A 24557-nucleotide genomic window follows, 5' to 3' on the forward strand; every position below is an offset into this window, starting at 1 on the left:
GGCGTCAGGCGGCTTCGCGGCCGTCGAGGGCGGCGATGCCGGCGCGCACCGCCACCATCTGCCGCACCAGCGCGACAGCGATGAAATGCTCGAGCGCGTCCATCAATTTGGGTTCGGGCAGCACGCCCGGACCGCGCGCGCCCTGATCCTCCACCCGCCGCACCAGACCCAGCGCGGTGGCCTCCTGCACGATGCCGACGACATGCGAGCGGGAGATGCGGAAGGAGCGCGCCAGCTGCGAGATGGACAGCGGCGGGCCGTTGAGCCCGGTGCCGAACAACGCCAGCGCGATCAGCAGCCCGCCATCGCGCTCGGCGAAATGGCCGATGGCGGGAATGTCGAGCGCCGGGCGCCAGCCCGCGCGCAGCGGCTGCAACAGGGTGCGCACGAACGGCACGAGGAAGACCGGGTCGTCGATATGGCGCAGCCCGCGCTCGCCTTCCTCGGGCATCACGAGGGCGAGCGTCTTGAGCATGGTGCGCCAGCGCTCGCGGTGAATGGCCATCAGCTTCTCGGTGACGACGAGCCGGCGCCGGCGTCCGTCCGCATCCGGGGCGGGGGCGATCATGCCGAACACCCGGAAGGCGGCCAGGATGGCGCTGACCCGGCCGGGGCTGCACAGTTCGAGCGCCACCGCCTCGTTCTTCAGCCGGCCGGTAGTGAGGCCGGGTGCGCCGGGTTCCTCGAAATGCATGTCGAGAATCAGCAGCGCCAGAACGAATCGGCCGCGGTCATTCAGCAGCCGGGTCAGCAGCACATTGCCGCGATAGGCATCGCTGAGCGAGACCGCCGCCTGGCGCGCGATCCAGGGAAAATCCGGGCGGGCCCTCAGCCGGGCGCGTTCCTGAACCTCGCCGGGCATCAGCGTCGCCCAACGGCAAACGGGGTGATCGACGGAGCGGGTCGTGGCCGAAGTGCGCGCAACCATTCTTCTCCTCGTGGGCATTCGGTTCGACCAATAATCGACATTGCGGCAGGGCTCAAATGGACCAATGTACGGTTCGGGTCTCCCGGCGAGATCCTGAACAGGATGTGATCATATGAGCCTCCCCTCTCGCTTCGTTCCGCTCGCGCGGCGCCTTGTGCCGGCTGCCTTCTGCGGCGGGTTTCTGGTCGCTCTCGCCGTGGGCGGTGCCGCCCCGGCCGAGGCTGCCGTCGTCTATTGCACGGGACCGGGCATTCCGGTCGGGTGCGTGGTTCGTCCGACTCCCTATGCCGCGCCCGCGGCCCGCGCCGCCGTCGCCTGCACGCGCCCGGGCTATCCCGTCGGCTGCACCGCCGGGCCGAATGTCAATGCGCGCGCTGTCGCCCGGCCGGGTCCGGGCGTCAACGTGAACGGCGGTGTCAACCGCGCGGGCGTGCGCTGATCATTAGTGTACCATGGAGACTGTCATGAAGCTTGCGACCTTTGCCCGCGTGAGCGGGCTTTCCACGGCTGCCTGCACCGCCCTCGTGCTGCTGGCCGGCGGCGTGGCCCAGGCCGACCAGGCCGCCGGCAATGCCTGCGCCGCCTCGCTGACCGCCGATGGCAAGGCGATCTATTCCGCCGTGATGGCGGCCGGCGACAGCGGTGACCTGCGCACCATCGTCACCGACACCACCAAGTCGCTCGCCATGTCCGGCCAGATCGACCGCGGCAATGCCCGCTCCAACGCGCAGGCGGCGGCGCAGTGCCTGGAGCAGGCGCGCTCCTGACGCCCGGCGTCACAGGCGAGGGCCGGTCGCCGCGCGCGGCCGGCCCTTTGCTTATGGTGGCGGGCTCGCCCGGCATCCGAATCCCCGGCCGCTTGAGCGCGAGCGTAGTGCCGCGCGTTGCGGGGCGCGGTGCGTGCCTGCTATAGGGCGCGCATCGGTTTCAGCGGATTGGGAATTCGGATGTCGGTCGATCAGGCGACGGTCCGGCGGGTGGCGCATCTGGCGCGCATCGCCGTGACAGAGGACGAGGTGGCCCACCTCCAGGGCGAGCTCAACGCCATCCTCGCCTTCGTGGAACAGCTCGGCGAAGTCGACACGGACGGCGTCGAGCCGATGACCAGCGTCATTCCCATGACCCTGCCGCTGCGGGCCGACGTGGTGAGCGACGGATTCTACCCCGAACGCGTGCTCGCCAACGCCCCGGCGGCCGAAGACGGCTTCTTCGCCGTCCCGAAAGTGGTGGAGTGAGCCTCATGACCGATCTCACCCGCCTCTCCCTCACCGCCGCCCGCGAAGGGCTGGCCGAGGGCCATTTCACCGCCACCGAGCTGACGCAGGCCTATCTCGGCGCGATCGAGACCGCCGGCGCGCTCAACGCCTATGTGCTGGCGACGCCGGAAAAGGCGCTCGCCATGGCCAAGGCCAGCGATGCCCGCTACGCCAAGGGCGAGGCCGGGCCGCTCGACGGCCTGCCGCTCGGGGTGAAGGACAATTACGCGGTGGAGGGCGTGCGCACCACGGCCGGCTCCAACATCCTCAAGAACTTCGTGCCGCCCTACGAATCGACCGTCACCTCGCGCCTGTGGGGCGATGGCGCGGTGCTGCTGGGCAAGCTGAACCAGGACGAGTTCGCCATGGGCTCTTCCACCGAATCGAGCGCCTTCGGCCCGACGGTGAACCCGTGGCGGCGCGCCGGCTCGACCCAGCCCCTGGTGCCCGGTGGCTCTTCCGGCGGCTCGGCGGCGGCGGTGGCGGCGCATCTTTGCGCCGGCGCGGCGGGCACCGATACCGGCGGCTCGATCCGCCAGCCGGCGGCGTTCACCGGCACGGTGGGCATCAAGCCGACCTATGGCCGCTGCTCGCGCTGGGGCATCGTCGCCTATGCCTCCTCGCTCGACCAGGCCGGGCCGATCGCCCGCTCGGTCAACGACGCGGCGCTGCTGCTGCGCTCCATGGCCGGCCACGACCCGAAGGATTCGACCAGCGTCGACCGGGCGGTGCCGGATTATGAGGCGGCGGTCGGCGCCTCGGTAAAGGGCAAGCGCATCGGCATTCCGCGCGAATACCGCGTCGACGGCATGTCGCCGGAAATCGTCGCGCTGTGGGACAAGGGCGCCGACATGCTGCGCTCCGCCGGGGCCGAGATCGTCGACATCAGCCTGCCGCACACCAAATACGCGCTGCCGTCCTATTACATCGTGGCGCTGGCGGAGGCCTCCTCCAACCTCGCGCGCTATGACGGCGTGCGCTATGGCGAGCGCGTGCCCGGCCGCGACATCGTCGAGATGTATGAGAAGACCCGCGCCAGCGGCTTCGGCGCGGAAGTGCGCCGGCGCATCATGATCGGCACCTATGTGCTCTCGGCCGGCTATTACGACGCCTATTACCTCAAGGCGCAGAAGGTCCGCACGCTGATCAAGCGCGACTTCGAGACTGTCTTCGCGGATGGCATCGACGCCGTTCTGGCGCCCGCCACCCCGTCGCCGGCCTTCGGCATTGGCGAGAAATCCGGCGCCGACCCGGTGGCGATGTATCTGGAAGACGTGTTCACGGTGACGCTGAACATGGCCGGCCTGCCCGGCATCGCCGTGCCGGCGGGACGCTCGGCCGAGGGGTTGCCGCTCGGCCTGCAGCTGATCGGCCGGCCGTTCGGCGAGGAGGCGCTGTTCTCGCTCGGCCAGGTGATCGAGGAGGCCGCCGGCCGCTTCGAGGTCTCCGACCGCTGGTGGGAGTGAGCCATGCCGCGCCTGCCCGCCAATGAGCGTTCGCTGGCGCCGTTCCGCGCCGAGATCGACGCCATCGATGCCGAGATCGTCGAGCTGCTGGCCCGGCGTCTGGAGGTGGTCAAGCACGTCATCGCGGTGAAGAAGGTGGAAGGCCTCGCGGCCTTCCTGCCCGAGCGGGTGGAAGACGTGATCGACAAGGTCAGCGCCCATGCCGAGACCAAGGGCGTGCCGCCCGAACTGGTGGAAAAGCTCTGGCGCCAGCTGATCGACTGGGTGATCGCCTATGAGAATGAGCGGCTGGGCTGAGGGCGCGCGTTGCTAAGAGATCCGCCGGTCGTGCGCCTTGGTTGACGTCACATTCGACCAAAGTTATGGGTCGGTATATTGTTACGGCAAATGGACGTTGCGGTGAGTACGGGATCTACCGGCAAAACTGGGCTACGGATCGCTTTGTGCGGCATCGTCAAGAACGAGGCGCCTTATCTTATTGACTGGATTTCATGGCATCGTGCGCTGGGGTTCACAGATTTTATTATTGCCGATAATGACAGCACAGATGGTACCGAAGAAATATTAGCGCAATTGCAGCAAAGGCATATTTTGCGCACCTTCAGGGTGCCGACGCGCTTTCATTGGAATCCGCAACGAGATGCCTATGTGCATGCTGCTGGGCTGGCGTCGCGGCTGGGACTCGATTGGATTGCCTTCTTTGATGCCGATGAGTTTCTTATGCCCTCTGGGCAAAACGAAAGTCTTCCGGCTTTCCTGGGCGATCTTCCAAATGACTGTGGGTCTATTTCGGTTAACTGGGCTGTTTATGGCTCGTCTGGCCATATCAACGCTTCAAGCGAGCCTGTTCCGTACCGCTTTACGCGACGCTCGCCAATGTCCAGTGATCCCACCTCAGATGCTGGCATCAATCTTCAATATAAATCAATCATTCGGCCTACGGCCTTTGCAGGCAAGATGCCGAACTCCCATCACATGCATCTAAAGAGCGGCTTCAGCCATTGGGCAGTCGATCGAGAGCCGCTTATAATAAAGAATAAAGTTGGAGGTGTATCAGATCGTATTGTATGGGCGCCATTTCGTTTGAATCATTATGTTGTACGCTCTTGGAGTGAATTTTATAAGAAAAAAATGACACGTGGCCTCGCGGATGATCAGAGTTTAACACGAAGCGTTCGTTTCTTTCAGTACCATGATTTGAATGATATAGAGGAGGTTGTTCCTCTCTGGCTAAAGGCTGAATTTGACAGAAAACGTAAGTCGTTGATTAAAATTCTTGATAATGAAAAATTAATCGATGGCGCAAATCGAGAGATCGTTGAGTTTATCCCGCCACCAATATCTGATTTGAAATACGGTCTAAATGAACTTAATTTATTGAATGCGAACATTCCAAAACGATACCCAAAACTGATTAGATCGATACATAATATGAAGTCGACTTTCAGGAGATTTTTCCCCGAAAAGATAGAGTATTTGAATTGGTGATGGGAAGGCGCAGGTGCGATCTTTTTCAGTTTATTGTGTGAGTCTTTTTCTATAATTTTGGGCAGAATCTAATCGCGCTCTGCGGAAAGTTCATGTTGATTGTTATCTGTCCAGTCGGCAAATTGCGCGGCGTTGCGGCAGAAGCCGGGAACCGGCGCGGGCGCGTCGTCCGATGCCGCCGCCTGCGTCTCGAACCAGCGGTGGCACTCCTCCGCATCGCGGCAGCCGAGGCAGCGCTGGGCGGCGGCCCGCACCTCCTGCGGCACCTCGGCGGACAGGACCGCGAGGTCCACGCCGGCATGGCCGGCCATGGCGCGGAACAGCGCCAGGCGCTCGTCAATCGTATCGACATCCATGGCGTCTCTCCCTGTTGGCGCAGAGAGGGTGCCGGCGCGCGGGCGCGCCGGCCTTGATTTCGCGCAAAGCGCGGCGCCGGAGCCGTGGAGCGGCCCCGGCCCGGGCCATCAGCGCCCGACCAGCGGATCGGTGAGCCCGACGACATAGAAGCCGAGCAGCAGCAGCGTGCCGGCGACGGCGAGATAATACAGCGTCGGCAGGATGGTGATGCGCAGCGTCGCCCCTTCGCGGCCGAGCAGGCCGACCGTGGCCGAGGCGGCGACGACATTGTGGATGGCGATCATGTTGCCGGCGGCGGCGCCGACCGACTGGCCCGCTACCATCAGCACCGAAGAGATGCCGAGGCCCTGCGCCACCGAGAACTGGAACTGGCTCAGCATCAGGTTGCTGACCGTGTTCGAGCCGGCGAGAAAGGCGCCGAGCGCGCCGATGGTGGGTGCGAAGAACGGGTAGACCCCGCCGACCTGTTCCGACACCCATTCGGCCACCAGCACCGGCATGCTGTCGAGATCATTGGCGTTGACGCCGGAATTGATCATCACCCGCACCATCGGCACGGTGAAGATCAGCACGAAACCGGCGCCGATCAGCGTGCCGCTGCTCTCGCGCACGGCCGCGCCGAAGCCGGACAGCGACATGCGGTGCAGCACGACGGTGATCAGGCAGATGATGACCAGCAGCCCGCCGGGAGAGAACAGCAGCGGGAAATCGCCATTGATGCCCTGTTCGCCGAGAATGCCGGAGAACGCCACCGTCGCGGATTTCAGCGCGTTGCCGACCGCCGGCACCATGCGGCTCACCACCAGCACCAGCGCCAGCAGCACATAGGGCGCCCAGGCGAGCGCGAGCGGGATGGTGCGCTTGGCGAGGCTGTCGAGGGTGATGTCGAGCTGGCCGAACCATTCCTTCGGCCATTCCGACGCCGGGGCAAAGTCCCAGGAGGTCTTCGGCACCAGGAAGCCGGCGCGCGCCGCCAGCGTCATGATGGCGAGGCCGATGAGCCCGCCGAGCAGCGAGGGGAATTCCGCGCCGAGGAAGGTCGCCGCCAGCACATAGGGCACCGTCATGGCGAAGGCGCCGAGCAGGGCGAAGGGCAGGGCGGAGAGGCCCTCCGTCCAGGATTTGTTGCGGCCGAAGAAGCGCGTCATCACCATGATGAGGAACAGCGGCATCAGCGTGCCGCAGATGGCGTGAATGACCGCGACTTCCGTGGTGATGAGGTGGAAGAAGGTCGCCCAGGTCGAGCCGGCCTGCGTCAGCTGGGCGGTGATCGCCGCCTGGTCGAGCCCGGTTTGCACGCCGACGATGAGCGGCGTGCCGACGGCGCCGAAGGACACCGGCGTCGACTGGATCATCATCCCGAACACCACCGCCGCCATGGCGGGGAAGCCGACCGCGACCATCAGCGGCGCCGCGACCGCCGCCGGGGTTCCGAAGCCCGAGGCGCCCTCGATGAAGGAACCGAACAGCCAGGCGATGAGGATGACCTGCACCCGCCGGTCCGGGCTGATCGAGGTGAAACCGGCGCGGATGGTGGAGATGGCGCCGGAGTGCTTCAGCGTATTGAGCAGCAGAATGGCGCCGAAGATGATCCAGAGCAGCCCGGCGGTCTGCAGCAATCCCTGCAGCGTGGACGCCATGACGCGGTTGGCGCTGACGCCCCAGAACAGCAGCGCGATGACCACGGCCATGGCATAGGTGATCGGCATGACGATGCGGGCGGCGATGCGGAACCCGATGAGCAGGACGCCTGCCGAGAGAATCGGCAGAAAGGCTAGGAAGGCGAGCAGACCTGTCGACATCCCGGTGTTTCCTCCTGTGTCTCCCGTCTTTGCCGCCGGGAGTACGGGCGGAACGGGGACGTTGTTTGCTGGCGTTGCTCCTCCCGAGAGCCTGGAACTGGTAAAATATTCTTACCAGTGTCGCATTGCGGCCATGAATATGCGAGACACATCGACGTGTCCTCTTGGTCATTGGTCTAGGAAGGGCGCGCGAACGCTCCGTCAGCTTCAGGCCGGCCGACGTGTTCCAGCCCCGGAGGGAGGCCGAGGGCACGCTGCCAAGGGCGTCAGCGGCGCCGCTGGGTCGCGTCATTGGCCGGGCTCGGCGGGGCGCTGTGCGCGAAACGGTTGTCAGGACCGGCAGGGGCGGGGTAGGGAACGCACACTCCCGCGCTTTCGTGCTTGCGCACGCCAGAACAGGTCCGTCCGATGAACATGCATTCCCGCCCCGCCGACCCGAAGAAGCTGATCAAGGGTGCCACCGGCGACTGGGAGGTGGTGATCGGCATGGAGATCCATGCGCAGGTCACCTCCAATTCCAAGCTGTTCTCCGGTTCCTCCACCGAGTTCGGCGGCGAGCCTAACAGCCATGTGTCGCTGGTCGACGCGGCGATGCCGGGCATGCTGCCGGTCATCAACGCCGAATGCGTGAAGCAGGCGGTGCGCACCGGGCTCGGCCTGAAGGCGCAGATCAACAACCGCTCGGTGTTCGACCGCAAGAACTACTTCTACCCGGACCTGCCGCAGGGCTACCAGATCAGCCAGTACAAGAGCCCCATCGTCGGTGAGGGCGTGGTGCTGGTCGACACCGCCGACGGGCAGATCGAGGTCGGGATCGAGCGCCTGCATCTCGAACAGGACGCGGGCAAGTCGATCCATGACCAGCACCCGACGCTGTCGCTGGTCGACCTCAACCGTTCGGGCGTCGCTTTGATGGAGATCGTCTCCAAGCCGGACCTGCGCTCCTCGGAAGAGGCGAAGGCCTATGTGACCAAGCTGCGCACCATCCTGCGCTATCTCGGCACCTGCGACGGCGACATGGAAAAGGGCTCGCTGCGCGCCGACGTGAACGTGTCCGTGCGCAAGCCGGGCGATGATTTCGGCACGCGCTGCGAGATCAAGAACGTCAACTCCATCCGTTTCATCGGCCAGGCCATCGAGACCGAGGCGCGCCGGCAGATCGGCATTCTGGAGGATGGCGGCCGCATCGACCAGGAAACCCGGCTGTTTGACCCAAACCGGGGCGAGACGCGCTCCATGCGCTCCAAGGAGGAGGCGCATGACTACCGCTACTTCCCCGATCCGGACCTGCTGCCGCTGGAATTCGACGACGCCTTCGTCGCCGAGCTGAAGGCGCATCTGCCGGAACTCCCCGACGAGAAGAAGGCGCGCTTCGTCGCCGACTATGGCCTCTCCGCCTATGATGCCGACGTGCTCGTCGCCGAGAAGGAGACGGCGGCCTATTACGAGGAGGTCGCCAAGGGGCGCGACGCCAAGGCGGCGGCGAATTTCGTCATCAACGAGCTGTTCGGCCGGCTGAACAAGGAAGGCAAGGACATCGGCTCCTCGCCGGTTTCCGCCGCGCAGATCGGCGCCATTGTCGACCTGATCGCCGACGGCACCATCTCCGGCAAGATCGCCAAGGACCTGTTCGAGATCGTCTTCACCGAAGGTGGCGACCCGCGCGTCCTCGTCGAAGAGCGCGGCATGCGCCAAGTGACCGACACCGGCGCCATCGAGGCGGCGGTGGACGCCATCATCGCCGCCAACCCCGACAAGGTGGCGCAGGTGCAGGCCAAGCCCACCATGCTCGGCTGGTTCGTCGGCCAGGTGATGAAGCAGACCGGCGGCAAGGCCAACCCGCAGGCGGTGAACGACCTCCTGAAGGGCAAGCTCGGGATATGAGCGGCGCGGCGCCCGAGGCTCCCGAAGCGGGCGCCGTCCGCATCGACGAGGCGACGCGCGCCGACCTGCCGGCCATCGTCGGCATTCTCGCCCGCGAGACGATGTTCGGCGTGCGCGACAGCGCCGACCCGGCGGACCTGCCGGATTATGAGCGCGCCTTCGACGCCATTGCCGCCGATCCGCGTGCCACGCTCTATGTGGCGCGGCTCGACGGGCGGGTGGTCGGCACCTTCCAGCTGGTATTCTTCCGCGCGCTGCTGCGCCACGGCACGCTGCTCGCCCATGCCGAGGCGGTGCAGGTGGACCCGGAGATGCGTGGCCGGGGCGTCGGGCGGGCGATGATGGACTTCGCCATCGCCGAGGCCCGGCGCCGGGGCGCCGGTTCGCTTCAGCTCGCCTCCAACAAGCAGCGCCTCGACGCGCACCGCTTCTATGAGCGCGCCGGCTTCGAGAAGCGGCTCGACGGCTTCAAGATCGACCTTTCCGGCCACTGAGCCCGCCGCGCCTCACGGCAGGCAGCGGGCCATGAAGACGTGCCAGGCCTTGGCGCCGGTGAGGTTGTGCCGGGCCTTGTAGGCCTGCCATTCGCCATTGCAGCGGTTCACCGCCTCGCGGTCGCTCTCCTGCGGCGGCCGGGTGAGGGCGGGGGCGGGATCGGGCGCCGGTGTCGCCGCCGGGCGCGGAACGGAAGGCACCGAGGTTTTCGGCGGCGCAGTCTGCGGCGCGGGCGGCGCGCCAGGCGCGGCTTCCTTCGGCGCGGGCGGCGGTTCCGCCGGCTTGCCGTCCAGCACGCCGGTGCCAGCGAGGCATTCCTGCGCGAAGTCGCGATAGGTCTGCTTGCCGGTCTGGTTCTTCGCCTTCATCTCGTTCCACAGATCCGCGCACTGCTTGATCGAGGGCTGGGCGGCGGCGGCCGAGGCGCCGGTGGGCGTTGTATTGCGCCGGGGCGCCGGCGCGGGAGAGGGCTCGCCCGCCGGCTTGACCTCGGGCGCGGCCGGAGCCGGGCCGGCGGCGTCCTTCAGGCATTGGGCGGAGAAATCGCGAAAACTCTGCGCGCCGGTCTGGCCGGCTTCCTTCAGTGCGTTCCAGCGGTCGGCGCAGATTTTTGCCGGCGAAGGCGTTTCCGGTGCCTGCGCGCGTGCCGCGCCGGCGAGCGAGGCGGTCAGAACAAGAGCGCCGAGCAGGCGGAGCAGGACGGCTGGTTTCACGCGCACGGTCTCGCTGGCTGAGGGCGCTCGGCGCCGGGCGCGGCAAATCTAGCCGCATCCGCCTGATGAGGCGAGCACCCGCCGCCGCGCAAGACCGTGCGTTGAGGAAAGGGGCGCCCCGCCGCGCTTGCCAGCGGTTCGGGGCGGCACTAGTTCTGGTGTCCTGCGCCCCATGGAGGGCGAAGGGGGAGCGCCTCATGTCCCAGCTGCAGACCCGCCCGATCCAGCTCTATTACTGGCCGACGCCGAATGGCTGGAAAATCTCCATCATGCTGGAGGAATGCGGGCTTCCCTATGAGGTGATCCCGGTCAATATCGGCCGTGGCGACCAGTTCAAAGCCGATTTCCTCGCTCTGTCGCCCAACAACAAGATACCGGCGATTCTCGACCCCGAAGGGCCGGGCGGCGCGCCGCTCTCGGTGTTCGAATCGGGGGCGATTCTGCAATATCTCGGCCGCAAGACCGGGATGTTCTACCCCGCTGACGAGCGCGGCCGGGTGGAGGTGGACCAGTGGCTGTTCTGGCAGATGGCCGGGCTGGGGCCGATGGCGGGTCAGGCGCATCATTTCCGCATCTACGCGCCGGAGAAGATTCCCTACGCCATCGAGCGCTACACCAGGGAAGTGCACCGGCTCTATGGGGTGATGAATGCGCGCCTGGCCGACCGCCCCTTCCTCGCCGGCGACTTTTCCATCGCCGACATCGCCTGCATCGGCTGGGCCAAGCTGTGGGAACGGCAGGGGCAGGACATCAAGGAATTTCCGCATTTCGCCGGCTGGCTGGAGCGCGTGCTGGCGCGGCCGGCGGTGAAGCGGGGCCTTGCGCTGAACGCCGAGGACCGCACCAAGACCGACTTCGCCACCGACAAGCAGGCGCAGAGCGTGCTGTTCGGCCAGCGCCCGCCCGGCTGAGCGGCGCGGCCGCGTGCCCGCGCGCGCCGTCGCCGCGCGCCGTCGCCGCGCGCCAAGTCAGTGGACCGGATGCGTATTCGGCCTCGGGGGGTGCGCGAGCCCCCGCCTGGCATCGCCGCGCGCCAAGTCGGTGGATCGGATGCGTATTCGGCCTTGACCGGGGGGCGGTGGAAACCTAGACAGGTCGCCGCTGGAACCCGCGCCGCCGCAAGGCGCCCCGCGAGGCCGGCTGGAGACGTGGCCGAGAGGCTGAAGGCACTCGTTTGCTAAATGAGCAGGCCCCCAAAAGGGCCTCGAGGGTTCGAATCCCTCCGTCTCCGCCATTTGCCGCCGCTGGATCCCCGAAATCCAAGGCAACTGCGGCCGTTGGCCGGGCCACACGGGTTCACCGAACGCTGATCGCCGCTCAATCCCCGGCTTCCTGCGCCGGCGTGGCGGTCGTCTCGCTGTCTGGCTCAAAGCGGAGGATATCGCCCGGCTGACAGTCCAGAGCGCGGCAGATCGCTTCCAGCGTGTCGAAGCGTATGCCTTTGACCTTGCCCTGCCGCAACAGGCTGAGATTGGCTTCGGTGATGCCGATGGAGGCGGCCAGTTCCTTGGACTTCACATTGCGCCGGGCTAGCACCGCTGCGAGGCTCACTTTGATCGGCATGGCGGCTCAGACGAACTGGCTGTTTTCGTCGGCGATCACAGCGGCTTTCTCCATCGCCCAGGCCAGCGAGGCGATGACGCCGGCGAACAGCGCCAGGATCATGGCATCGGAGCTGATGTCGATCGCGATCTGCTTGCGGCCACCGTGCCACCCCAGCGCAAGTGTGAACAGCATGCCCGCCACCGGCTTGGCCAGCGCGCTCGCCCCAGCGCCCAGTGCGAAATCGCGCAGCCCGGCAATGCCCCCGGGCGCGAAGGGGTGGCCGGCGGCGAATTGCGCGAGACAGGCGCGCAGCCGGATCAGGCCCCAGCTCAAGGGCAGGAGATGCAGCAGCGCGGTCGCGATCCCCACCAGCCGCATGGTCGCACCGGAAGCCGCTTGAGGGGAGCCGGCCAGCCAGTAGAAGACCGCCAGCGCCGGGAGGAGCGCCGCCAGCCCCAACGCCAGAATATTCAAGGCGCGGAAGGCGAGACGCGCGGCGGGCGACAGGCCGATGACGCCGGCCAAACTCACCTCACCCGCGCCGACCAGGCTGCTCCGGCTTTTCATGCTTTCCCCCTGAGTTGAAAGCCACTATGCGCTTAAAATTATTGTTTGACAATAATTTTCGAGAGTGGATAGGCTCAGATTATCGTTTAACGATAACGGAGCTTGCACATGAACGCCATACCCATCGCGCTGCTGACGCTCGCTGTCGGCGCCGCTTTTCCGGCTCATGCCACCCCTTCCACGCCCAGCGGAGCGATCTCGGTCGCTCAGGTCGTCGAGCTTCTTCAGCGCGCGCCGAAGGACAATGCCGCGCGCAACGCGGCGATGGCCTATCTCGCGGGGGTCGGGGAAACCACCGGCCTGCTGGTGGCCGAGGCCGGGAGGCGGGCCGGCGTCACTCTCACCTGTGCGCGGCCGCTCGGCATTTCCAGCGCGGCGGCGCTCGCCGCGCTTTCCAGCGTTGACCAGGGAAGGCGTGACAAAACCGCCGCGACGCCAATCCTCGTCGACGATATGCTGAGCCGCGCGGGCTGCCGCTAGCGGGCACAGGCGGGCGGCCGCCGCGCTCTCACCCCTCGCGCAGCCGGTAGCCCACGCCCGGCTCGGTGAGGATGAAGCGCGGATTGGCGGCGTCGTCGCCCAGCTTGTCGCGGATATGGCCGATGGCGATGCGTAGATAATGCGTGTCGTCGGCATGGGCCGGGCCCCACACCGTGGTGAGGAACTGGCTGTGGGCGATCAGCCGCCCGGGATGGCGGGCGAGCAGGGCGAGCACGTCGAATTCCTTGCGGGTCAGCTTCACCTCGCGCCCGTCGACCCGCACGGTGCGGCTGGCGAGGTTGACGGCGAGGGAACCCAGCACCTGTTCGGCCGGTTCCGCGCCCCGGTCCCGGCGGGCGCGCAGCAGCGCCCGCAACCGCGCCAGCACTTCGCCGACGGAGAAGGGCTTGGTGACATAGTCGTCCGCCCCCGCATCGAGCGCGGCGATCTTCTCGGTTTCCTGATCGCGCACCGACAGCACCAGAATCGGCACGCGCGACCATTCGCGGATGGCGGCGATCACCGCCTTGCCGTCCATATCCGGCAGGCCGAGATCGAGCACCACGCAATCGGGCGCCGAGGTGGCGGCAAGTTCGATGCCCTGCCGCCCGCGCTCCGCCTCGGTGATGTCATAGCCGCCGCTGCCGAGCGCGATGCGCAGGAAACGGCGGATCGGCGCGTCGTCTTCCACCACGAGAATGCGGGCGGGGGGCGTGTCAGGCTCGGTCATGTGCCGTCGTCGGTGGGCGCCGTGGCGAGGGGCAGGCGCAGAACGATGGTCGTGCCGCGTCCGTTCGGCCCGGGCAGCGCGCGGGCCGTGCCGCCGTGAGCCTCCACCAGACCGCGTACGATGGCAAGTCCGAGCCCGGTGCCGGCGGGGCGCCCGTCGCCCTCCGTGACGCGGTGGAACAGGTCGAACACTTTTTCCCGCTCGCTGTCGGGAATGCCGGGGCCTTCATCGCTGATCGCGACCAGCGCCTCCGGCCCTTCGGCATGGGCCGACACGGTGATGGCGGTGCCGGGCGGGGCGTATTTGGCGGCGTTCTCGATCACATTGGTCAGCGCCTGGCCGATCAGCACGGGGTCGACATCCAGCATGGGCAGATCGCGCGGCAGGGCGATGTCGAGATGATGGCCGGCAAGCGAGCGGGCGAGGTCGGTGCGCACCCGGCCGACGATTTCCGCCAGTTCCACCGGCGCGCGGCGGGGCGTGAGCGCGCCATGGCCGAGGCGGGTCATGTCGAGCAGGTTCTGCACATAGCGGTCGAGCCGGCGCGCCTCGTCGAGCGCGGTGCCGGCGAGTTCCCGCCGGTCGGCGCGGGAAAGCCCGTCCGGGTCCTCGGCCAGCGCCGAGACCGTGCCGATGACGGTGGCGAGCGGGGTGCGCAGATCATGGCTCACCGAGTTGAGCAGCGCCCCGCGCAGCCTTTCGCTCTCGCCGGAGACGCGGGCATCCGCCAGCTCCTCGGCGAGCCGCACCCGCTCCACCGCGACCGCGACCTGGTCTTCCACCGCCAGCAGCAGACGGCGGGTCTCGGGATCGAGGCTGCGGCTGCGGTCCCTGAAGCGCACGCCGATGACGCCGAGCGTCTTCTCGCCCGCCGCCAGCGGCACGAACAGCCATTCGCTCATCGGCAGGGTGGCGGTGCCGGAACCGGCGGGCTCGTTGCGCTCGAACGCCCAGCGCGCCGCGCCTTCCGCGCGCGGGTCCAGTTCCTCGATGGAGGGATGGCCCTGCACCTGTTCCAGCGCACCGGAGGGGCCGGGCATGAGGATGAGCGAGCGGCAGTCCAGCGTCGCCGCGATGTGATAGGCGCCGGCCCACAGCACATCGTCGGCATTGCCGGCAGAGGCAATCTTGCGGGCGAAGTCGTACAGCGTCTCGGTGCGCCGCTGTGCCACCCGCAGCCCCTCCACCTGCGCCTTCAGCCGTCCCGCCAGCGAGCCGGTGAACACGGCGCCGACGAGGAAGACGAGAATGGAGACGATATCCTCGGGGTTGTTCACCGCCAGCGTGTAATAGGGCTCGGTGTAGAGCAGATTATAGGCGAGCGAGCCGAGCAGCGTCGCCACCATGGAGGGGCCAAGGCCGTAATTGGCCCCCACCACGAGCACGGCGGTGAGATAGATCGCGGAAATGGCGCCGCCGGGGATCGCGTCCCAGGCGCCGACCGGCCAGGCGACCGCGCTGGCCACGGCAGTCGCCGCCACTGCGGCCGCATAGCCGCGCCAGTCGGGATCGAGCCTCGGCCAGGCGAAGCCGCCGCGCCGTGCCGGCGGCTTCGGGTCGCTGACGATGGTCACCTCGAAATCCGTCGCCGCGTCGAGCAGCCGCTCGGCCACCGGCTCGCGCAGCAGCCGCGCCAGCCGTCGCCAGCCCGCGCCATGGGTACGCGGCCGGCCGAGGACGACGCGCGAGACGTTGCGGCTGCGGGCGAAGCGGAGCAGCTCGGCCACCGCGTCGGATTCGGCGTGGAGGGTGACGGTCTCCGCCCCCAGCGTCTCGGCGAGGCGCAGCGCGTCCAGCGTGGCGGCGCGCGCTTCCGCCGGCAGCGTCTCATGGCGCGGGGTGACGACGGTGGCGACGATCCAGGGCAGGCGCGCACGGTCGGCCATGCGCCGCCCCGCCCGTACCAAGGCCTTGGCCACCGGCGCCTCATTGACGCAGACCAGCAGCCGCTCCTGCGTCGGCCATGGGCCCTTGACGGCGTTCGCCCGCATATAGGCGAGCATTTCCGCGTCCACCCGGCTCGCGGCGGTGCGGAGCGCGAGTTCGCGCAGGGCGGTGAGGTTGCCGCGCGAGAAGAAATTCTCCAGCGCCCGCCCGACCTGCTGTGGGACATAGACCTTGCCGTCCTTCAGCCGCTTGATCAGCTCGTCCGGCGGCAGGTCGATCAGCTCGATGCCATCGGCACGCTGCAGCACATGGTCGGGCACGGTCTCGGAGACGCGCACCCCGGTGATGCGGGAGACGATGTCGTTGAGGCTTTCCATGTGCTGGATGTTGAGCGTGGTGGTGACATCGATGCCGGCATCGAGAACCTCCAGCACATCTTGCCAGCGCTTGGGATGGCGCGAGCCGGGGGCGTTGCTGTGGGCGAGTTCGTCGATGAGCGCGAGACCGGGACGGCGCGCGAGCAGGGCGTCGAGATCGAGCTCGCTAAGGCTCTGGCCGCGATACTCGACGACGCGGCGCGGCAACTGCTCCAGCGTGCGCAGCAGGGCGGCGGTTTCCGCCCTGCCATGGGTTTCCACCAGCGCGACCACCACATCGACGCCGGCCAGCTGGCGGGCGCGCGCTTCCTCCAGCATGGCGAAAGTCTTGCCGACGCCGGGGGAGGCGCCGAGGAAGATTTTCAGCCGCCCCGGCGCGCCCCGCCCGCGCGCCTCGATGCGGGCTTCGTCGAGAAAGGCTTCGGGGGCGGGGCGTTCCTCGGCTTGGGTGGGCATCGCAGCACGCAGGTCCGTTAGCGCTTCAGATCGTCGAGGGCGAGGTTCAGCGCCAGAACATTGACGCGCGGCTCGCCGAGTACGCCGAAGCTGCGGCCGAGGATAGAGCGGTTGACCAGCGCGCGCACCTCGTCTTCCGGCAGGCCGCGCGCCTTGGCGACGCGGGCGACCTGAAGCGCCGCCGCGGCCGGCGAGATGTCGGGATCGAGGCCCGAGGCCGAGGCGGTGACAAGATCGGCCGGCACCGGCCCGCCGCCCAGCGCGGCGACCCGCACCTTTACCGCCTCGGCGAGGACGGCCGAGCTTGGCCCGAAATTGGAGCCGGTGGAGCTGGCCGCATTATAGGGGTCCTCCACGCTTTTCGCCGGGTCCGCCGGATCGGCGCCCGTCGTGGCGGAGGGGCGGCCGTGGAAATAGCGCTCCGAGGTGAAGGACTGGCCGATGAGCGCGGAACCGACCACGCGGCCGCCGACCGTGACCGGCGAGCCATTGGCCGCCGTGGGGAAGGACAGCTGGGCGATGCCGGTGACGGCGAGGGGATAGGCGATGCCGGTGAGCGCGGTGAACAGGCCCAGCAGCACTAGGGCGGGACGGAGAGCGGTGTTCATGGAAAGGCCTCCTCTCAGGCCAGATGCAGCAGGTCGACGACAAGGTCGATTGCCTTGATGCCGAGGAAGGGAACGATGAGCCCGCCGAGCCCATAGACCAGCAGGTTGCGGCCGAGCAGGGCGGAGGCGGAGGCGGGCGTGTAGGCGACCCCCTTCAGCGCGATGGGGATCAGCGCGACGATGACCAGCGCGTTGAAGATGACGGCGGACAGGATGGCCGATTGCGGGCTTCCCAGCCCCATCACGTCGAGCACGCCGAGGCCGGGATAGGCAGCCACGAACAGGGCCGGCAGGATGGCGAAATATTTCGCGACGTCATTGGCGACCGAGAAGGTGGTGAGCGCCCCGCGCGAGATGAGCAGCTGCTTGCCCACCAGCACGATCTCGATGAGCTTGGTCGGGTCGCTGTCGAGGTCGATGAGGTTGCCCGCCTCCTTCGCCGCCGGGGTGCCGGTGTTCATGGCGACGCCGACATCGGCCTGCGCCAGCGCCGGCGCGTCATTGGAGCCGTCGCCGCACATGGCGACCAGCCGGCCTTCCGCCTGCTCGCGGCGGATCAGTTCCAGCTTCTTCTCCGGGGTCGCCTCGGCGAGGAAATCGTCCACGCCCGCCTCGGCGGCGATGGCGGCGGCGGTGAGCGGGTTGTCGCCGGTGATCATCACCGTGCGGATGCCCATGCGGCGCAGCTCGGCGAAGCGCTCGCGAATGGCGGGCTTCACCACGTCCTTGAGATGGATGACGCCGAGCACGCGCCCGTCCTGCGCCACCACCAGCGGCGTGCCGCCGGAAGCGCCGATGCGCTTGACGATCTGGTCCACCGCCGGGCTGAGCGGCGCGCCGGACAGCGCCGCCATGGCATCGGACGCACCCTTGCGCAGCGCGCCGCCGCCGGGCAGGTCCACGCCCGACATGCGGGTATGGGCGCTGAACGGCACATAGGTGGCGCGCGCATCCAGCGTCGCGGCGAGGCCGAAGCGGCGCCGGGCGAGATCGACGATGGACTTGCCCTCCGGCGTGTCGTCGGCGAGCGAGGCGAGCAGGGCGGCTTCCGCCAGTTCCTGCTCGGTGACGCCCGGCGCCGGCTCGAACGCATCCGCCATGCGGTTGCCGAAGGTGATGGTGCCGGTCTTGTCCAGCAGCAGCACGTCGATATCGCCGGCGGCCTCCACCGCACGGCCGGATTTGGCCACCACATTCGCCTTCACCAGCCGTTCCATGCCGGCAATGCCGATGGCCGAGAGCAGGCCGCCAATGGTGGTGGGGATGAGGGTGACGAACAGCGCCACGAGATAGATCACCGGCAAGGTGGTGCCCGACCAGGAGGCGAAGACGGGCAGCGTCACCACGACCAGCAGGAAGACGAGGGTGAGCCCGGCCAGCAGGATGTCGAGGGCGATCTCGTTCGGCGTCTTCTGGCGCTTGGCGCCTTCCACCAGCGCGATCATCCGGTCGAGAAAAGTCTCGCCCGGCTTGGCGGTGACGCGCACCACCAGCCAGTCGGACACCAGCCGCGTGCCGCCGGTGACGGAGGAGCGGTCGCCGCCGGATTCGCGGATGACCGGCGCGCTCTCGCCGGTGATGGCGCTTTCATCCACCGAGGCGGCGCCTTCCACCACCTCGCCATCGGTGGGCAGCGTGTCGCCGGCCTCGACGAGGATGAGCTCGCCCACCTCCACCCGCTCCACGTCGCGGGCGCGGAAGGCGGTGCGGTCGCGCGCATCCGCCAGCACCTTGGCCTGGGCGGAGGATTTGGTGGCGCGGAACGCATCGGCCCGCGCCTTGCCGCGCCCTTCGGCGACGGCTTCGGCGAAATTGGCGAACAGCACGGTGAACCAGAGCCAGATGGCGATCTGGACGCCGATGGCGGCGTTGGGCCCGGCGGTGAGCGCCTCGCGCAGCGCCAGCACCGTGGCGACGAGGCTCACCAGCGCAGTGGAGAAGATCACCGGGTTGCGGGCGAGGCTGCGCGGGTCGAGCTTGCGGAAGGCATGGAGGACCGCCGGGCCGAGAATGGCCGGGGCGAACAGGCCGAAAGCGGGGGAAGAGTGCTTGCTCATGGCAATTCTCAGAAGGTCCGGCCGGCCAGCAGGGAGACATGCTCCGCCAGCGGACCAAGGGCGAGGACGGGGAGGAAGGTCAGCGCACCGACGATGAGGATGGTGGCGAGCAGCAGCGCGACGAACAGCGCGCCATGGGTGGGGAAGGTGCCGGCGGTGGGCGGCGCGGCCTTCTTGGCCGCGAGGCTACCGGCGATGGCGAGGATGGGGATGATGTAGCCGAAGCGGCCGAGCATCATCGCGAGGCCGAGAAACGTATTGTGCCAGACCGTGTTGGCGGAGAAGCCGGCAAAGGCCGAGCCGTTGTTTCCGGTGGCGGAGGAATAGGCGTAGAGCAGCTCGGAAAGGCCATGCGGGCCGGCATCCTGCACCGAGCTCTGCGCCGTGCCGGCGGCGATGGCGAGGGCGGGCAGGATCAGCGCGCCGAGCGGCATCACCAGCAGGGTGAGCGCCGCCAGCTTCACCTCCCGCGCCTCGATCTTCTTGCCGAGATATTCCGGCGTGCGGCCGACCATCAGCCCGGCGAGGAAGACGGCGAGGATGACGAAGAGCAGCATGCCGGTGAGCCCGACGCCGACCCCGCCGAACACGACTTCGCCGAGCTGGATGTTGAGCATGGCGACCAGCCCGCCGAGCGGCGTGAAGCTGTCATGCATGGCATTGACCGAGCCATTGGAGGCGGCGGTGGTCGCGGCGGCCCAGAGGGTGGAGCCGAGAATGCCGAAGCGGACCTCCTTGCCTTCCATATTGCCGGCGCCCGCGTCCACCAGCCCCGCCTGCAGCGGGTTGCCGGCCTGCTCGCTGGCATAGAGCGCGGCGAATCCGGCGAGGAACAGCAGCGCCATGGCGGCGAACAGCGCGCGGCCCTGCCGGCGGTCGCCGACCATGCGGCCATAGGTGAAGCAGAAGCCGGCGGGCAGGGCGAGGATGGCCAGCGTCGAGAGCAGGTTGGTGATCGCCGTCGGATTCTCGAACGGGTGGGCGGAGTTTACATTGAAGAAGCCGCCGCCATTGGTGCCGAGCTGCTTGATGGCGATCTGGCTCGCCACCGGGCCGAGGGCGAGGGTCTGGCGCGCGCCTTCCAGCGTCGTGGCGTCGAAGGCACCGGCCAGGGTCTGCGGCAGGCCGCAATAGGCGAAGACCAGCGCCAGCCCGAGCGCGGCGGGCAGCAGGATGTAGAGCGTGGCGCGGGTGAGATCGACCCAGAAATTGCCGAGCGTCTTGCCCTGCCGGGTGGCGAAGCCCCGCGCCACGGCGGCGGCGACCGCCATGCCGGAGGCGGCGGAAACGAAATTCTGCGTCGTCAGCCCCACCATCTGGCTGAAATTGGAAAGCGTCGTCTCGCCGCCATAGGACTGCCAGTTGGTGTTGGTGACGAAAGACATCGCCGTGTTGAAGGCGAGATGCGGCGACAGGCCGGGAAAGCCTTGAGGGTTCAGCGGCAGCCGGTCCTGGAACAGCAGGATGAGGTAGAGCAGCGCGAAACCGGCGGCGTTGAAGGCGAGCAGCGCCAGCGCATAGCCGGTCCAGCGCTGCGGCTTTTCCGCTGCCGGGCCGGCGGCGGAGAGCAGCGCCCGTTCCACCGGGGCGAGAAAGCGGACATCGCCGGCGAAGGTCGCCGCCATATAGGCGCCGAGCGGCACGGCGAGGGCAACGAGCAGGCCGGCGAACAGGACGAATTGCAGGAGATCGGCGTCCATGCCGTCCTCCTCTAGAACAGCTCGGGGCGCAGCAGCGCCACGAGCAGATAGGCGAAGAGGACGACGGCCGTCGCGAGGCCGAGGGTGAGATCGAGTGTCATGGCGCGCCTCCTCACACCCTGTCGGCGGCGAGGACGGCGAGGGAGGCGAGCGCGAACAGCGCGAGGCCTCCGGCCAGGAAGGATAGATCGGCGATCATGATGAGCTCCGGTTCAGACTGACCCGGAGCTACGCCTCACCGGCATAAAGCCGATAGGTGGAACCGGCCGACATGCGTAAAGCCGGCGTAAAGTCCGCGCGCGCCCCGACCTGCCGCCCGGGCGCGCGCGGTTGTCAGGCGAGGTCGATGAGGATCTTCAGCTCGGTGCCGGCGGGGCTCAGCAGCTGCTCGAAGCCTTCCGCCACCACATCGTCCAGCTTGATGCGCCTTGTGACGACCTTCTCGGCCGGCAGCAGGCCGGAGCCGATGAGCGCGGCGACGCGGGGCCACATCAGCGTCGAGTAACACCACGAGCCGCGCAGATCGATGTCCTTGAAGGTGAGGGTGAACCCGTCCACCGCCGGCTTGCCGACATGCAGGCCCACCTGCACCACCACGCCCTGCCGGCGCACCGCCTCGATGCAGGTGGCGGTGGCGGCTTCGGCGCCGACGCATTCCAGCGCCACATCCACCCCGACATGGCCCTCGGTCTGGTCGCGGATCGCCTCGACCACATTGTCGGTCTTCGGGTTGAGAGTGATCACGTCGGGCAGAACCGCGCGGGCCATGGCCAGCCGGTTGTCGTTGGTGTCGGACAGGAAGATCGTCGTTGCGCCCGCCGCCCGCGCGGCGAGAATCTGCAGCTGGCCGATGGGACCGGCCCCGGTGACCAGCACGGAGGAGCCGGGCCGCACCCCGCCGCGCTCGGCGGCATAGACGACGACGGCGGTAGGCTCGATGAGTGCCGCCTGTTCGTCCGTTACATGATCTGGCATGGCGAAGACGTTGTAATCATTGACAACGGAATATTCCGCCATGCCGCCCCAGGGCCACATCAGCCCGACAATGCCGAGCTTGTCGGAGAGCTGGTAGAGGCCGCGCTTGCCGTAATGATCGTCGCGCGGGGAGATCAGAGGCTGGATGGAGACGCGGTCGCCGGGCTTCACATGCGTCACCTCGGCGCCGATGGCGACGACGGTGCCGCCATATTCGTGACCCAGCGTCTGCGGCAGCTGGGCGCCGGTGTAGGGATGCGGTGCGGTGGGGATGAAGATCGGGCCGGCGGCATATTCGTGCAGGTCCGTGCCGCAGATGCCGCAGAAGCGGTTCTTGACCAGCACGTCGCGCGGGCCAAGCCGGGCGCGGTCCGGCTCCGGCACGTTCTCGATGCGCACATCGCGCTTGCCGTGGAAGCGGGCGGCTTTCATGGGAATGTCCTCGAAACAGGGGATGGGCGTCAGGCTTTGGCCGCGAGCGCGTCGAAGGCCTCCAGCGCGCGGCTGGCATAGACGGCGGAAGGACCGCCGCCCATTTCCAGCGCGACGGCGAGCACCTCGATGAGTTCCTCGCGGCGGGCGCCGTGGCTGGCGGCATTGGCGACGTGGAACAGGATGCAGTCGGCGCAGCCCTGATGCACGGCGAGGGCGACGGCGATCAGTTCCTTGGTCGCCGCGCTGAGCGCGCCGGGGCGGGAGGCCTCGCCCATCAGTGAGCGGAAGGCGCCCATCGGGCCGGGCGCCGCCTTGGCCAGCGCGGAAAAACGCCGGTTCATGTCCTTGAGCTGGTCGTGGACGGTGTCATTGCTCGCCATGGCCGTTCCTCAGATGAAGACCATGCCGCCATCCACCATCAGGGACTGGCCGGTCATGAAATCGGAATCGGAGGAGGCGAGGTAGCGGGCGACACCCACGAGGTCGGCCGGCTGCGAGGCGCGCCCGAGCACGGCGGTGGCGGCGAAGGTGTCGAAGGCCTCGTTTTCCTTCGTGGTCAGCTTGTTGTCGCGAAAGCCCTTGTCGATCACGTCCCACATCGGCGTGGCGACGACGCCGGGGCAGAAGCAGTTGGCGGTGATTCCCTCCTTGCCGAAGGCGCGCGCCGCCGCCTGCGTCATCGCCACCACGGCGAATTTCGAGGCGCAGTAATGGGCGAGCGGCTCATAGCCCTGCTTGGCGGCGATGGAGGCGGTGTTGATGATCTTGCCGCCGCCCCCCTGTTGGCGGAACGTCTTCACCGCCTCCTGCATGCCGATGAGCACGCCGAGCGCGTTCACATCGGTGACGAGGCGCCAGTCCTCCTCGGTGATGTCGAGGAACGGCCGCGTCTGGGCGATGCCGGCATTGTTGAACAGCACGTCGACGCGGCCGAAGGCGTCCGCTGCCTTGTCCAGCATGGCGCGGACCTGCGCGCGCTCGCGCACATCCACCGCCACGCCGATGGCCTTGCCGCCGGCCGCCGCGATCTCGCCCGCCAGATTGTCGGCGGCTTCCTGCGACAGGTCGGCGACGGTGATGGCGGCGCCGTCGGCGGCGAGCGCCCGGGCAATGGCGGCGCCGATGCCGCCGGTGGCGCCCGTGATGACGATGCTCTTATCCGTGAGTTTGGGCATGAGTCCTCCTTCGCCGTCCGCGTCCGCGCGGCGGCGGTGTAGTGTCAGGGGGGATGGGTCAGGCGATGTGGGCGAGGATCAGCTCATTGACCCGTGCGGCCTTCTCCATCTGCACCATGTGGCCGGCGTCTTCGATCACCTCCACCGTCGCGCGGGTCCCGATCGCCTGCGCATGGTCGGGCGGAATCACCTTGTCACTGGCGCCGAAGATCACCAGCGCCGGCACGTCGGTGGCGGCGAGCGCCTGCGCCACCTGATCGGCCTGCCGGCCGCCGGCGAAGAGCGCGCCGGAGAGGGCGGTGAGCGCTTCCGTCACGCCGTCGAGCCGCTTGTATTTCAACAGGTCGTCGACCAGTTGGCGGGTGACGGTGTCGGGATCGTGGAACAGCTGTTCCAGCACGGGTTTCAGCTCGCGCCGGGAACTCGCCTGCACGAAGCCGTCGGTATAGCCGGCATTGATCTCGTCCCCGAGACCGGCCGAACCGATCAGCGTCACCGAGGCGACGCGGCCGGGCGCGTCGAGCGCGGTGCGGGCGGCGACGGCACCGCCCATGGAATGGCCGACGAGATGGGCGCGCGCGATGTCGAGCGCGTCCATGAAGCCGAGAAGCGCGGCGGACAGGCCCTTGAGCGAGGGATCGGCGAGCTTCTTGTCCGACTGGCCATGGCCGGGCAGGTCGAGCGCGTAGACGGTGGCGGCTTCCGCCAGCGCGTCGATGTTGAACAGCCAATTGTCGAGATCGCCGCCGAAGCCGTGGATGAGGATGACGTTTTCCGCCCCCTCACCGCGTTTGGCATAGCGCAGGCGCCCGGCCGGCGTGTCGATGAAGTGGGTGCGCGGCGCTTCCTCTTCCGCCGCCTCGGCCGCCGCCTGCGTCGCATATTCGGCGACATAGGCGTCGATCTCGGCGTCGGGCACTTCGTCATCGGCGATGACGCCGATCAGCGCCTTGACGGGATAGACCGTGTCCGGCTCGCCGATCACCCGGCGCAGCGTGCCGGTTTCATGCGCCTCGACCACGCCGGCGATCTTGTCGGTTTCCACCTCGACGATCTCGTCGCCCGGCGCGACCGGGGAACCGGCGGGCTTGAGCCAGCCGGTCACCTTGCCTTCCGACATCGACAGGCCCCATTTGGGCATGACGATCGGCTTGATGCGTTCATTCATCGAGAAGG

26 protein-coding genes and 1 tRNA gene are annotated in these 24557 nt (G+C 67.9%); 11 read left to right on the plus strand and 16 right to left on the minus strand.

Annotation, left to right across the window (positions count from 1 at the left end; all coding sequences use genetic code 11):
* Positions 1 to 4: 4 nt before the first annotated feature.
* Positions 5 to 928, minus strand: a complete 924-nt coding sequence (locus J2S75_RS00380; protein WP_307017123.1) for a MarR family transcriptional regulator — start codon at positions 926 to 928, stop codon at positions 5 to 7.
* 112 nt (positions 929 to 1040) lie between these two features.
* On the opposite strand from J2S75_RS00380, the gene J2S75_RS00385 reads away from it, so the two are divergent.
* The 6 genes from J2S75_RS00385 to J2S75_RS00410 all read left to right on the plus strand — a co-directional run bounded on the left by J2S75_RS00385 (position 1041) and on the right by J2S75_RS00410 (position 5138).
* On the plus strand, positions 1041 to 1367 hold the full coding sequence (locus tag J2S75_RS00385; protein ID WP_307017125.1) for a hypothetical protein: 327 nt from the start codon (positions 1041 to 1043) through the stop codon (positions 1365 to 1367).
* A gap of 25 nt (positions 1368 to 1392) precedes the next feature.
* Complete coding sequence (locus tag J2S75_RS00390; protein ID WP_307017127.1) at positions 1393 to 1695, plus strand: hypothetical protein; 303 nt, start codon at positions 1393 to 1395, stop codon at positions 1693 to 1695.
* A gap of 180 nt (positions 1696 to 1875) precedes the next feature.
* Positions 1876 to 2163, plus strand: a complete 288-nt coding sequence (gatC, locus tag J2S75_RS00395) for an Asp-tRNA(Asn)/Glu-tRNA(Gln) amidotransferase subunit GatC (RefSeq protein ID WP_244376857.1) — start codon at positions 1876 to 1878, stop codon at positions 2161 to 2163.
* A 5-nt stretch (positions 2164 to 2168) separates the two neighbouring features.
* Positions 2169 to 3650: an Asp-tRNA(Asn)/Glu-tRNA(Gln) amidotransferase subunit GatA gene (gene gatA / locus J2S75_RS00400; RefSeq protein ID WP_307017129.1), complete on the plus strand. Its 1482-nt coding sequence runs from the start codon at positions 2169 to 2171 to the stop codon at positions 3648 to 3650.
* A 3-nt stretch (positions 3651 to 3653) separates the two neighbouring features.
* Entirely contained in the window at positions 3654 to 3947 is a 294-nt protein-coding gene (locus tag J2S75_RS00405) for a chorismate mutase (protein WP_307017131.1), read from the plus strand.
* Between the two features lie 90 nt (positions 3948 to 4037).
* Entirely contained in the window at positions 4038 to 5138 is a 1101-nt protein-coding gene (locus J2S75_RS00410) for a glycosyltransferase family 2 protein (protein WP_307017133.1), read from the plus strand.
* A 68-nt stretch (positions 5139 to 5206) separates the two neighbouring features.
* On the opposite strand, the gene J2S75_RS00415 is transcribed toward J2S75_RS00410, so the two are convergent.
* Positions 5207 to 5494 carry a DUF6455 family protein gene (locus J2S75_RS00415; protein ID WP_307017135.1) on the minus strand — a complete coding sequence of 96 codons (288 nt, stop codon included), beginning with the start codon at positions 5492 to 5494 and terminating at the stop codon, positions 5207 to 5209.
* Positions 5495 to 5602: 108 nt separating this feature from the next.
* Positions 5603 to 7297, minus strand: a complete 1695-nt coding sequence (locus tag J2S75_RS00420; RefSeq protein ID WP_307017137.1) for an L-lactate permease — start codon at positions 7295 to 7297, stop codon at positions 5603 to 5605.
* Between the two features lie 408 nt (positions 7298 to 7705).
* Between J2S75_RS00420 and gatB the strand changes: the two genes are divergently transcribed.
* Positions 7706 to 9181: an Asp-tRNA(Asn)/Glu-tRNA(Gln) amidotransferase subunit GatB gene (gene gatB / locus J2S75_RS00425; RefSeq protein WP_307017139.1), complete on the plus strand. Its 1476-nt coding sequence runs from the start codon at positions 7706 to 7708 to the stop codon at positions 9179 to 9181.
* A complete protein-coding gene (locus J2S75_RS00430) occupies positions 9178 to 9675 on the plus strand; it encodes a GNAT family N-acetyltransferase (protein WP_307017141.1) in 498 nt (165 codons plus the stop codon). The genes gatB and J2S75_RS00430 overlap by 4 nt, the downstream gene beginning before the upstream one ends.
* Positions 9676 to 9687: 12 nt before the next feature.
* Here the strand turns inward: J2S75_RS00430 and J2S75_RS00435 are convergent, their stop codons facing one another.
* Positions 9688 to 10389: a hypothetical protein gene (locus J2S75_RS00435; protein WP_307017143.1), complete on the minus strand. Its 702-nt coding sequence runs from the start codon at positions 10387 to 10389 to the stop codon at positions 9688 to 9690.
* 197 nt (positions 10390 to 10586) lie between these two features.
* Here J2S75_RS00435 and J2S75_RS00440 point away from each other — a divergent pair, with 197 nt between their 5' ends.
* Positions 10587 to 11300 (plus strand): glutathione S-transferase N-terminal domain-containing protein, encoded by a 714-nt coding sequence (locus J2S75_RS00440; protein ID WP_307017145.1) that lies wholly within the window; start codon positions 10587 to 10589, stop codon positions 11298 to 11300.
* 231 nt (positions 11301 to 11531) lie between these two features.
* Positions 11532 to 11623 (plus strand) — tRNA-Ser (locus J2S75_RS00445).
* Positions 11624 to 11706: 83 nt separating this feature from the next.
* Here the strand turns inward: J2S75_RS00445 and J2S75_RS00450 are convergent.
* Together J2S75_RS00450 and J2S75_RS00455 are read right to left on the minus strand one after the other, a co-directional pair.
* Positions 11707 to 11952 (minus strand): helix-turn-helix domain-containing protein, encoded by a 246-nt coding sequence (locus J2S75_RS00450; protein WP_307017147.1) that lies wholly within the window; start codon positions 11950 to 11952, stop codon positions 11707 to 11709.
* Between the two features lie 6 nt (positions 11953 to 11958).
* Positions 11959 to 12459 (minus strand): hypothetical protein, encoded by a 501-nt coding sequence (locus tag J2S75_RS00455; RefSeq protein WP_307017149.1) that lies wholly within the window; start codon positions 12457 to 12459, stop codon positions 11959 to 11961.
* Positions 12460 to 12609: 150 nt separating this feature from the next.
* On the opposite strand from J2S75_RS00455, the gene J2S75_RS00460 reads away from it, so the two are divergent.
* Entirely contained in the window at positions 12610 to 12981 is a 372-nt protein-coding gene (locus tag J2S75_RS00460; RefSeq protein ID WP_307017152.1) for a chlorophyllide reductase, read from the plus strand.
* A 28-nt stretch (positions 12982 to 13009) separates the two neighbouring features.
* On the opposite strand, the gene J2S75_RS00465 is transcribed toward J2S75_RS00460, so the two are convergent.
* From J2S75_RS00465 to J2S75_RS00510, 10 genes are all read right to left on the minus strand, one after another.
* Entirely contained in the window at positions 13010 to 13711 is a 702-nt protein-coding gene (locus J2S75_RS00465) for a response regulator (protein WP_307017154.1), read from the minus strand.
* Entirely contained in the window at positions 13708 to 16431 is a 2724-nt protein-coding gene (locus J2S75_RS00470) for an ATP-binding protein (RefSeq protein ID WP_307017155.1), read from the minus strand. Before J2S75_RS00470 ends, J2S75_RS00465 begins: the two co-directional genes overlap by 4 nt.
* Positions 16432 to 16448: 17 nt before the next feature.
* On the minus strand, positions 16449 to 17039 hold the full coding sequence (gene kdpC, locus J2S75_RS00475) for a potassium-transporting ATPase subunit KdpC (protein ID WP_307017157.1): 591 nt from the start codon (positions 17037 to 17039) through the stop codon (positions 16449 to 16451).
* A gap of 14 nt (positions 17040 to 17053) precedes the next feature.
* Positions 17054 to 19096, minus strand: a complete 2043-nt coding sequence (gene kdpB / locus J2S75_RS00480; protein ID WP_307017159.1) for a potassium-transporting ATPase subunit KdpB — start codon at positions 19094 to 19096, stop codon at positions 17054 to 17056.
* Between the two features lie 8 nt (positions 19097 to 19104).
* The gene (kdpA, locus tag J2S75_RS00485) at positions 19105 to 20796 is read right to left on the minus strand and encodes a potassium-transporting ATPase subunit KdpA (protein WP_307017161.1); all 1692 of its coding nucleotides are present in this window, start codon (positions 20794 to 20796) and stop codon (positions 19105 to 19107) included.
* An 11-nt stretch (positions 20797 to 20807) separates the two neighbouring features.
* Positions 20808 to 20897, minus strand: coding sequence for a K(+)-transporting ATPase subunit F (gene kdpF / locus J2S75_RS00490; RefSeq protein WP_244376823.1), 90 nt, complete (start codon positions 20895 to 20897; stop codon positions 20808 to 20810).
* 232 nt (positions 20898 to 21129) lie between these two features.
* Positions 21130 to 22203, minus strand: coding sequence for a 2,3-butanediol dehydrogenase (locus tag J2S75_RS00495; RefSeq protein ID WP_307017163.1), 1074 nt, complete (start codon positions 22201 to 22203; stop codon positions 21130 to 21132).
* 29 nt (positions 22204 to 22232) lie between these two features.
* On the minus strand, positions 22233 to 22586 hold the full coding sequence (locus J2S75_RS00500; protein ID WP_307017165.1) for a carboxymuconolactone decarboxylase family protein: 354 nt from the start codon (positions 22584 to 22586) through the stop codon (positions 22233 to 22235).
* Positions 22587 to 22595: 9 nt separating this feature from the next.
* Positions 22596 to 23381: a glucose 1-dehydrogenase gene (locus J2S75_RS00505; RefSeq protein WP_307017167.1), complete on the minus strand. Its 786-nt coding sequence runs from the start codon at positions 23379 to 23381 to the stop codon at positions 22596 to 22598.
* 58 nt (positions 23382 to 23439) lie between these two features.
* Entirely contained in the window at positions 23440 to 24549 is a 1110-nt protein-coding gene (locus J2S75_RS00510) for an acetoin dehydrogenase dihydrolipoyllysine-residue acetyltransferase subunit (RefSeq protein WP_307017169.1), read from the minus strand.
* Between the last annotated feature and the right edge of the window lie 8 nt (positions 24550 to 24557).

This window comes from Ancylobacter polymorphus (genome assembly GCF_030813495.1).
Classification (GTDB): Bacteria; Pseudomonadota; Alphaproteobacteria; order Rhizobiales; family Xanthobacteraceae; genus Ancylobacter; species Ancylobacter polymorphus.

Excerpts from the sequence above, each read along its gene's own strand:
- J2S75_RS00385 (WP_307017125.1), top strand. The coding sequence starts at position 1,041 with ATGAGCCTCCCCTCTCGCTTCGTTCCGCTCGCGCGGCGCCTTGTGCCG.
- gatB (WP_307017139.1), top strand. The coding sequence starts at position 7,706 with ATGAACATGCATTCCCGCCCCGCCGACCCGAAGAAGCTGATCAAGGGT.
- J2S75_RS00510 (WP_307017169.1), bottom strand. The coding sequence starts at position 24,549 with ATGAATGAACGCATCAAGCCGATCGTCATGCCCAAATGGGGCCTGTCG.
- J2S75_RS00470 (WP_307017155.1), bottom strand. The coding sequence starts at position 16,431 with ATGCCCACCCAAGCCGAGGAACGCCCCGCCCCCGAAGCCTTTCTCGAC.
- J2S75_RS00420 (WP_307017137.1), bottom strand. The coding sequence starts at position 7,297 with ATGTCGACAGGTCTGCTCGCCTTCCTAGCCTTTCTGCCGATTCTCTCG.
- kdpF (WP_244376823.1), bottom strand. The coding sequence starts at position 20,897 with ATGACACTCGATCTCACCCTCGGCCTCGCGACGGCCGTCGTCCTCTTC.
- J2S75_RS00410 (WP_307017133.1), top strand. The coding sequence starts at position 4,038 with ATGGACGTTGCGGTGAGTACGGGATCTACCGGCAAAACTGGGCTACGG.
- J2S75_RS00390 (WP_307017127.1), top strand. The coding sequence starts at position 1,393 with ATGAAGCTTGCGACCTTTGCCCGCGTGAGCGGGCTTTCCACGGCTGCC.
- gatA (WP_307017129.1), top strand. The coding sequence starts at position 2,169 with ATGACCGATCTCACCCGCCTCTCCCTCACCGCCGCCCGCGAAGGGCTG.
- kdpA (WP_307017161.1), bottom strand. The coding sequence starts at position 20,796 with ATGGACGCCGATCTCCTGCAATTCGTCCTGTTCGCCGGCCTGCTCGTT.
- J2S75_RS00495 (WP_307017163.1), bottom strand. The coding sequence starts at position 22,203 with ATGAAAGCCGCCCGCTTCCACGGCAAGCGCGATGTGCGCATCGAGAAC.
- J2S75_RS00380 (WP_307017123.1), bottom strand. The coding sequence starts at position 928 with ATGGTTGCGCGCACTTCGGCCACGACCCGCTCCGTCGATCACCCCGTT.
- kdpC (WP_307017157.1), bottom strand. The coding sequence starts at position 17,039 with ATGAACACCGCTCTCCGTCCCGCCCTAGTGCTGCTGGGCCTGTTCACC.
- J2S75_RS00450 (WP_307017147.1), bottom strand. The coding sequence starts at position 11,952 with ATGCCGATCAAAGTGAGCCTCGCAGCGGTGCTAGCCCGGCGCAATGTG.
- J2S75_RS00430 (WP_307017141.1), top strand. The coding sequence starts at position 9,178 with ATGAGCGGCGCGGCGCCCGAGGCTCCCGAAGCGGGCGCCGTCCGCATC.
- kdpB (WP_307017159.1), bottom strand. The coding sequence starts at position 19,096 with ATGAGCAAGCACTCTTCCCCCGCTTTCGGCCTGTTCGCCCCGGCCATT.
- J2S75_RS00465 (WP_307017154.1), bottom strand. The coding sequence starts at position 13,711 with ATGACCGAGCCTGACACGCCCCCCGCCCGCATTCTCGTGGTGGAAGAC.
- J2S75_RS00505 (WP_307017167.1), bottom strand. The coding sequence starts at position 23,381 with ATGCCCAAACTCACGGATAAGAGCATCGTCATCACGGGCGCCACCGGC.
- J2S75_RS00440 (WP_307017145.1), top strand. The coding sequence starts at position 10,587 with ATGTCCCAGCTGCAGACCCGCCCGATCCAGCTCTATTACTGGCCGACG.
- gatC (WP_244376857.1), top strand. The coding sequence starts at position 1,876 with ATGTCGGTCGATCAGGCGACGGTCCGGCGGGTGGCGCATCTGGCGCGC.
- J2S75_RS00405 (WP_307017131.1), top strand. The coding sequence starts at position 3,654 with ATGCCGCGCCTGCCCGCCAATGAGCGTTCGCTGGCGCCGTTCCGCGCC.
- J2S75_RS00460 (WP_307017152.1), top strand. The coding sequence starts at position 12,610 with ATGAACGCCATACCCATCGCGCTGCTGACGCTCGCTGTCGGCGCCGCT.
- J2S75_RS00415 (WP_307017135.1), bottom strand. The coding sequence starts at position 5,494 with ATGGATGTCGATACGATTGACGAGCGCCTGGCGCTGTTCCGCGCCATG.
- J2S75_RS00500 (WP_307017165.1), bottom strand. The coding sequence starts at position 22,586 with ATGGCGAGCAATGACACCGTCCACGACCAGCTCAAGGACATGAACCGG.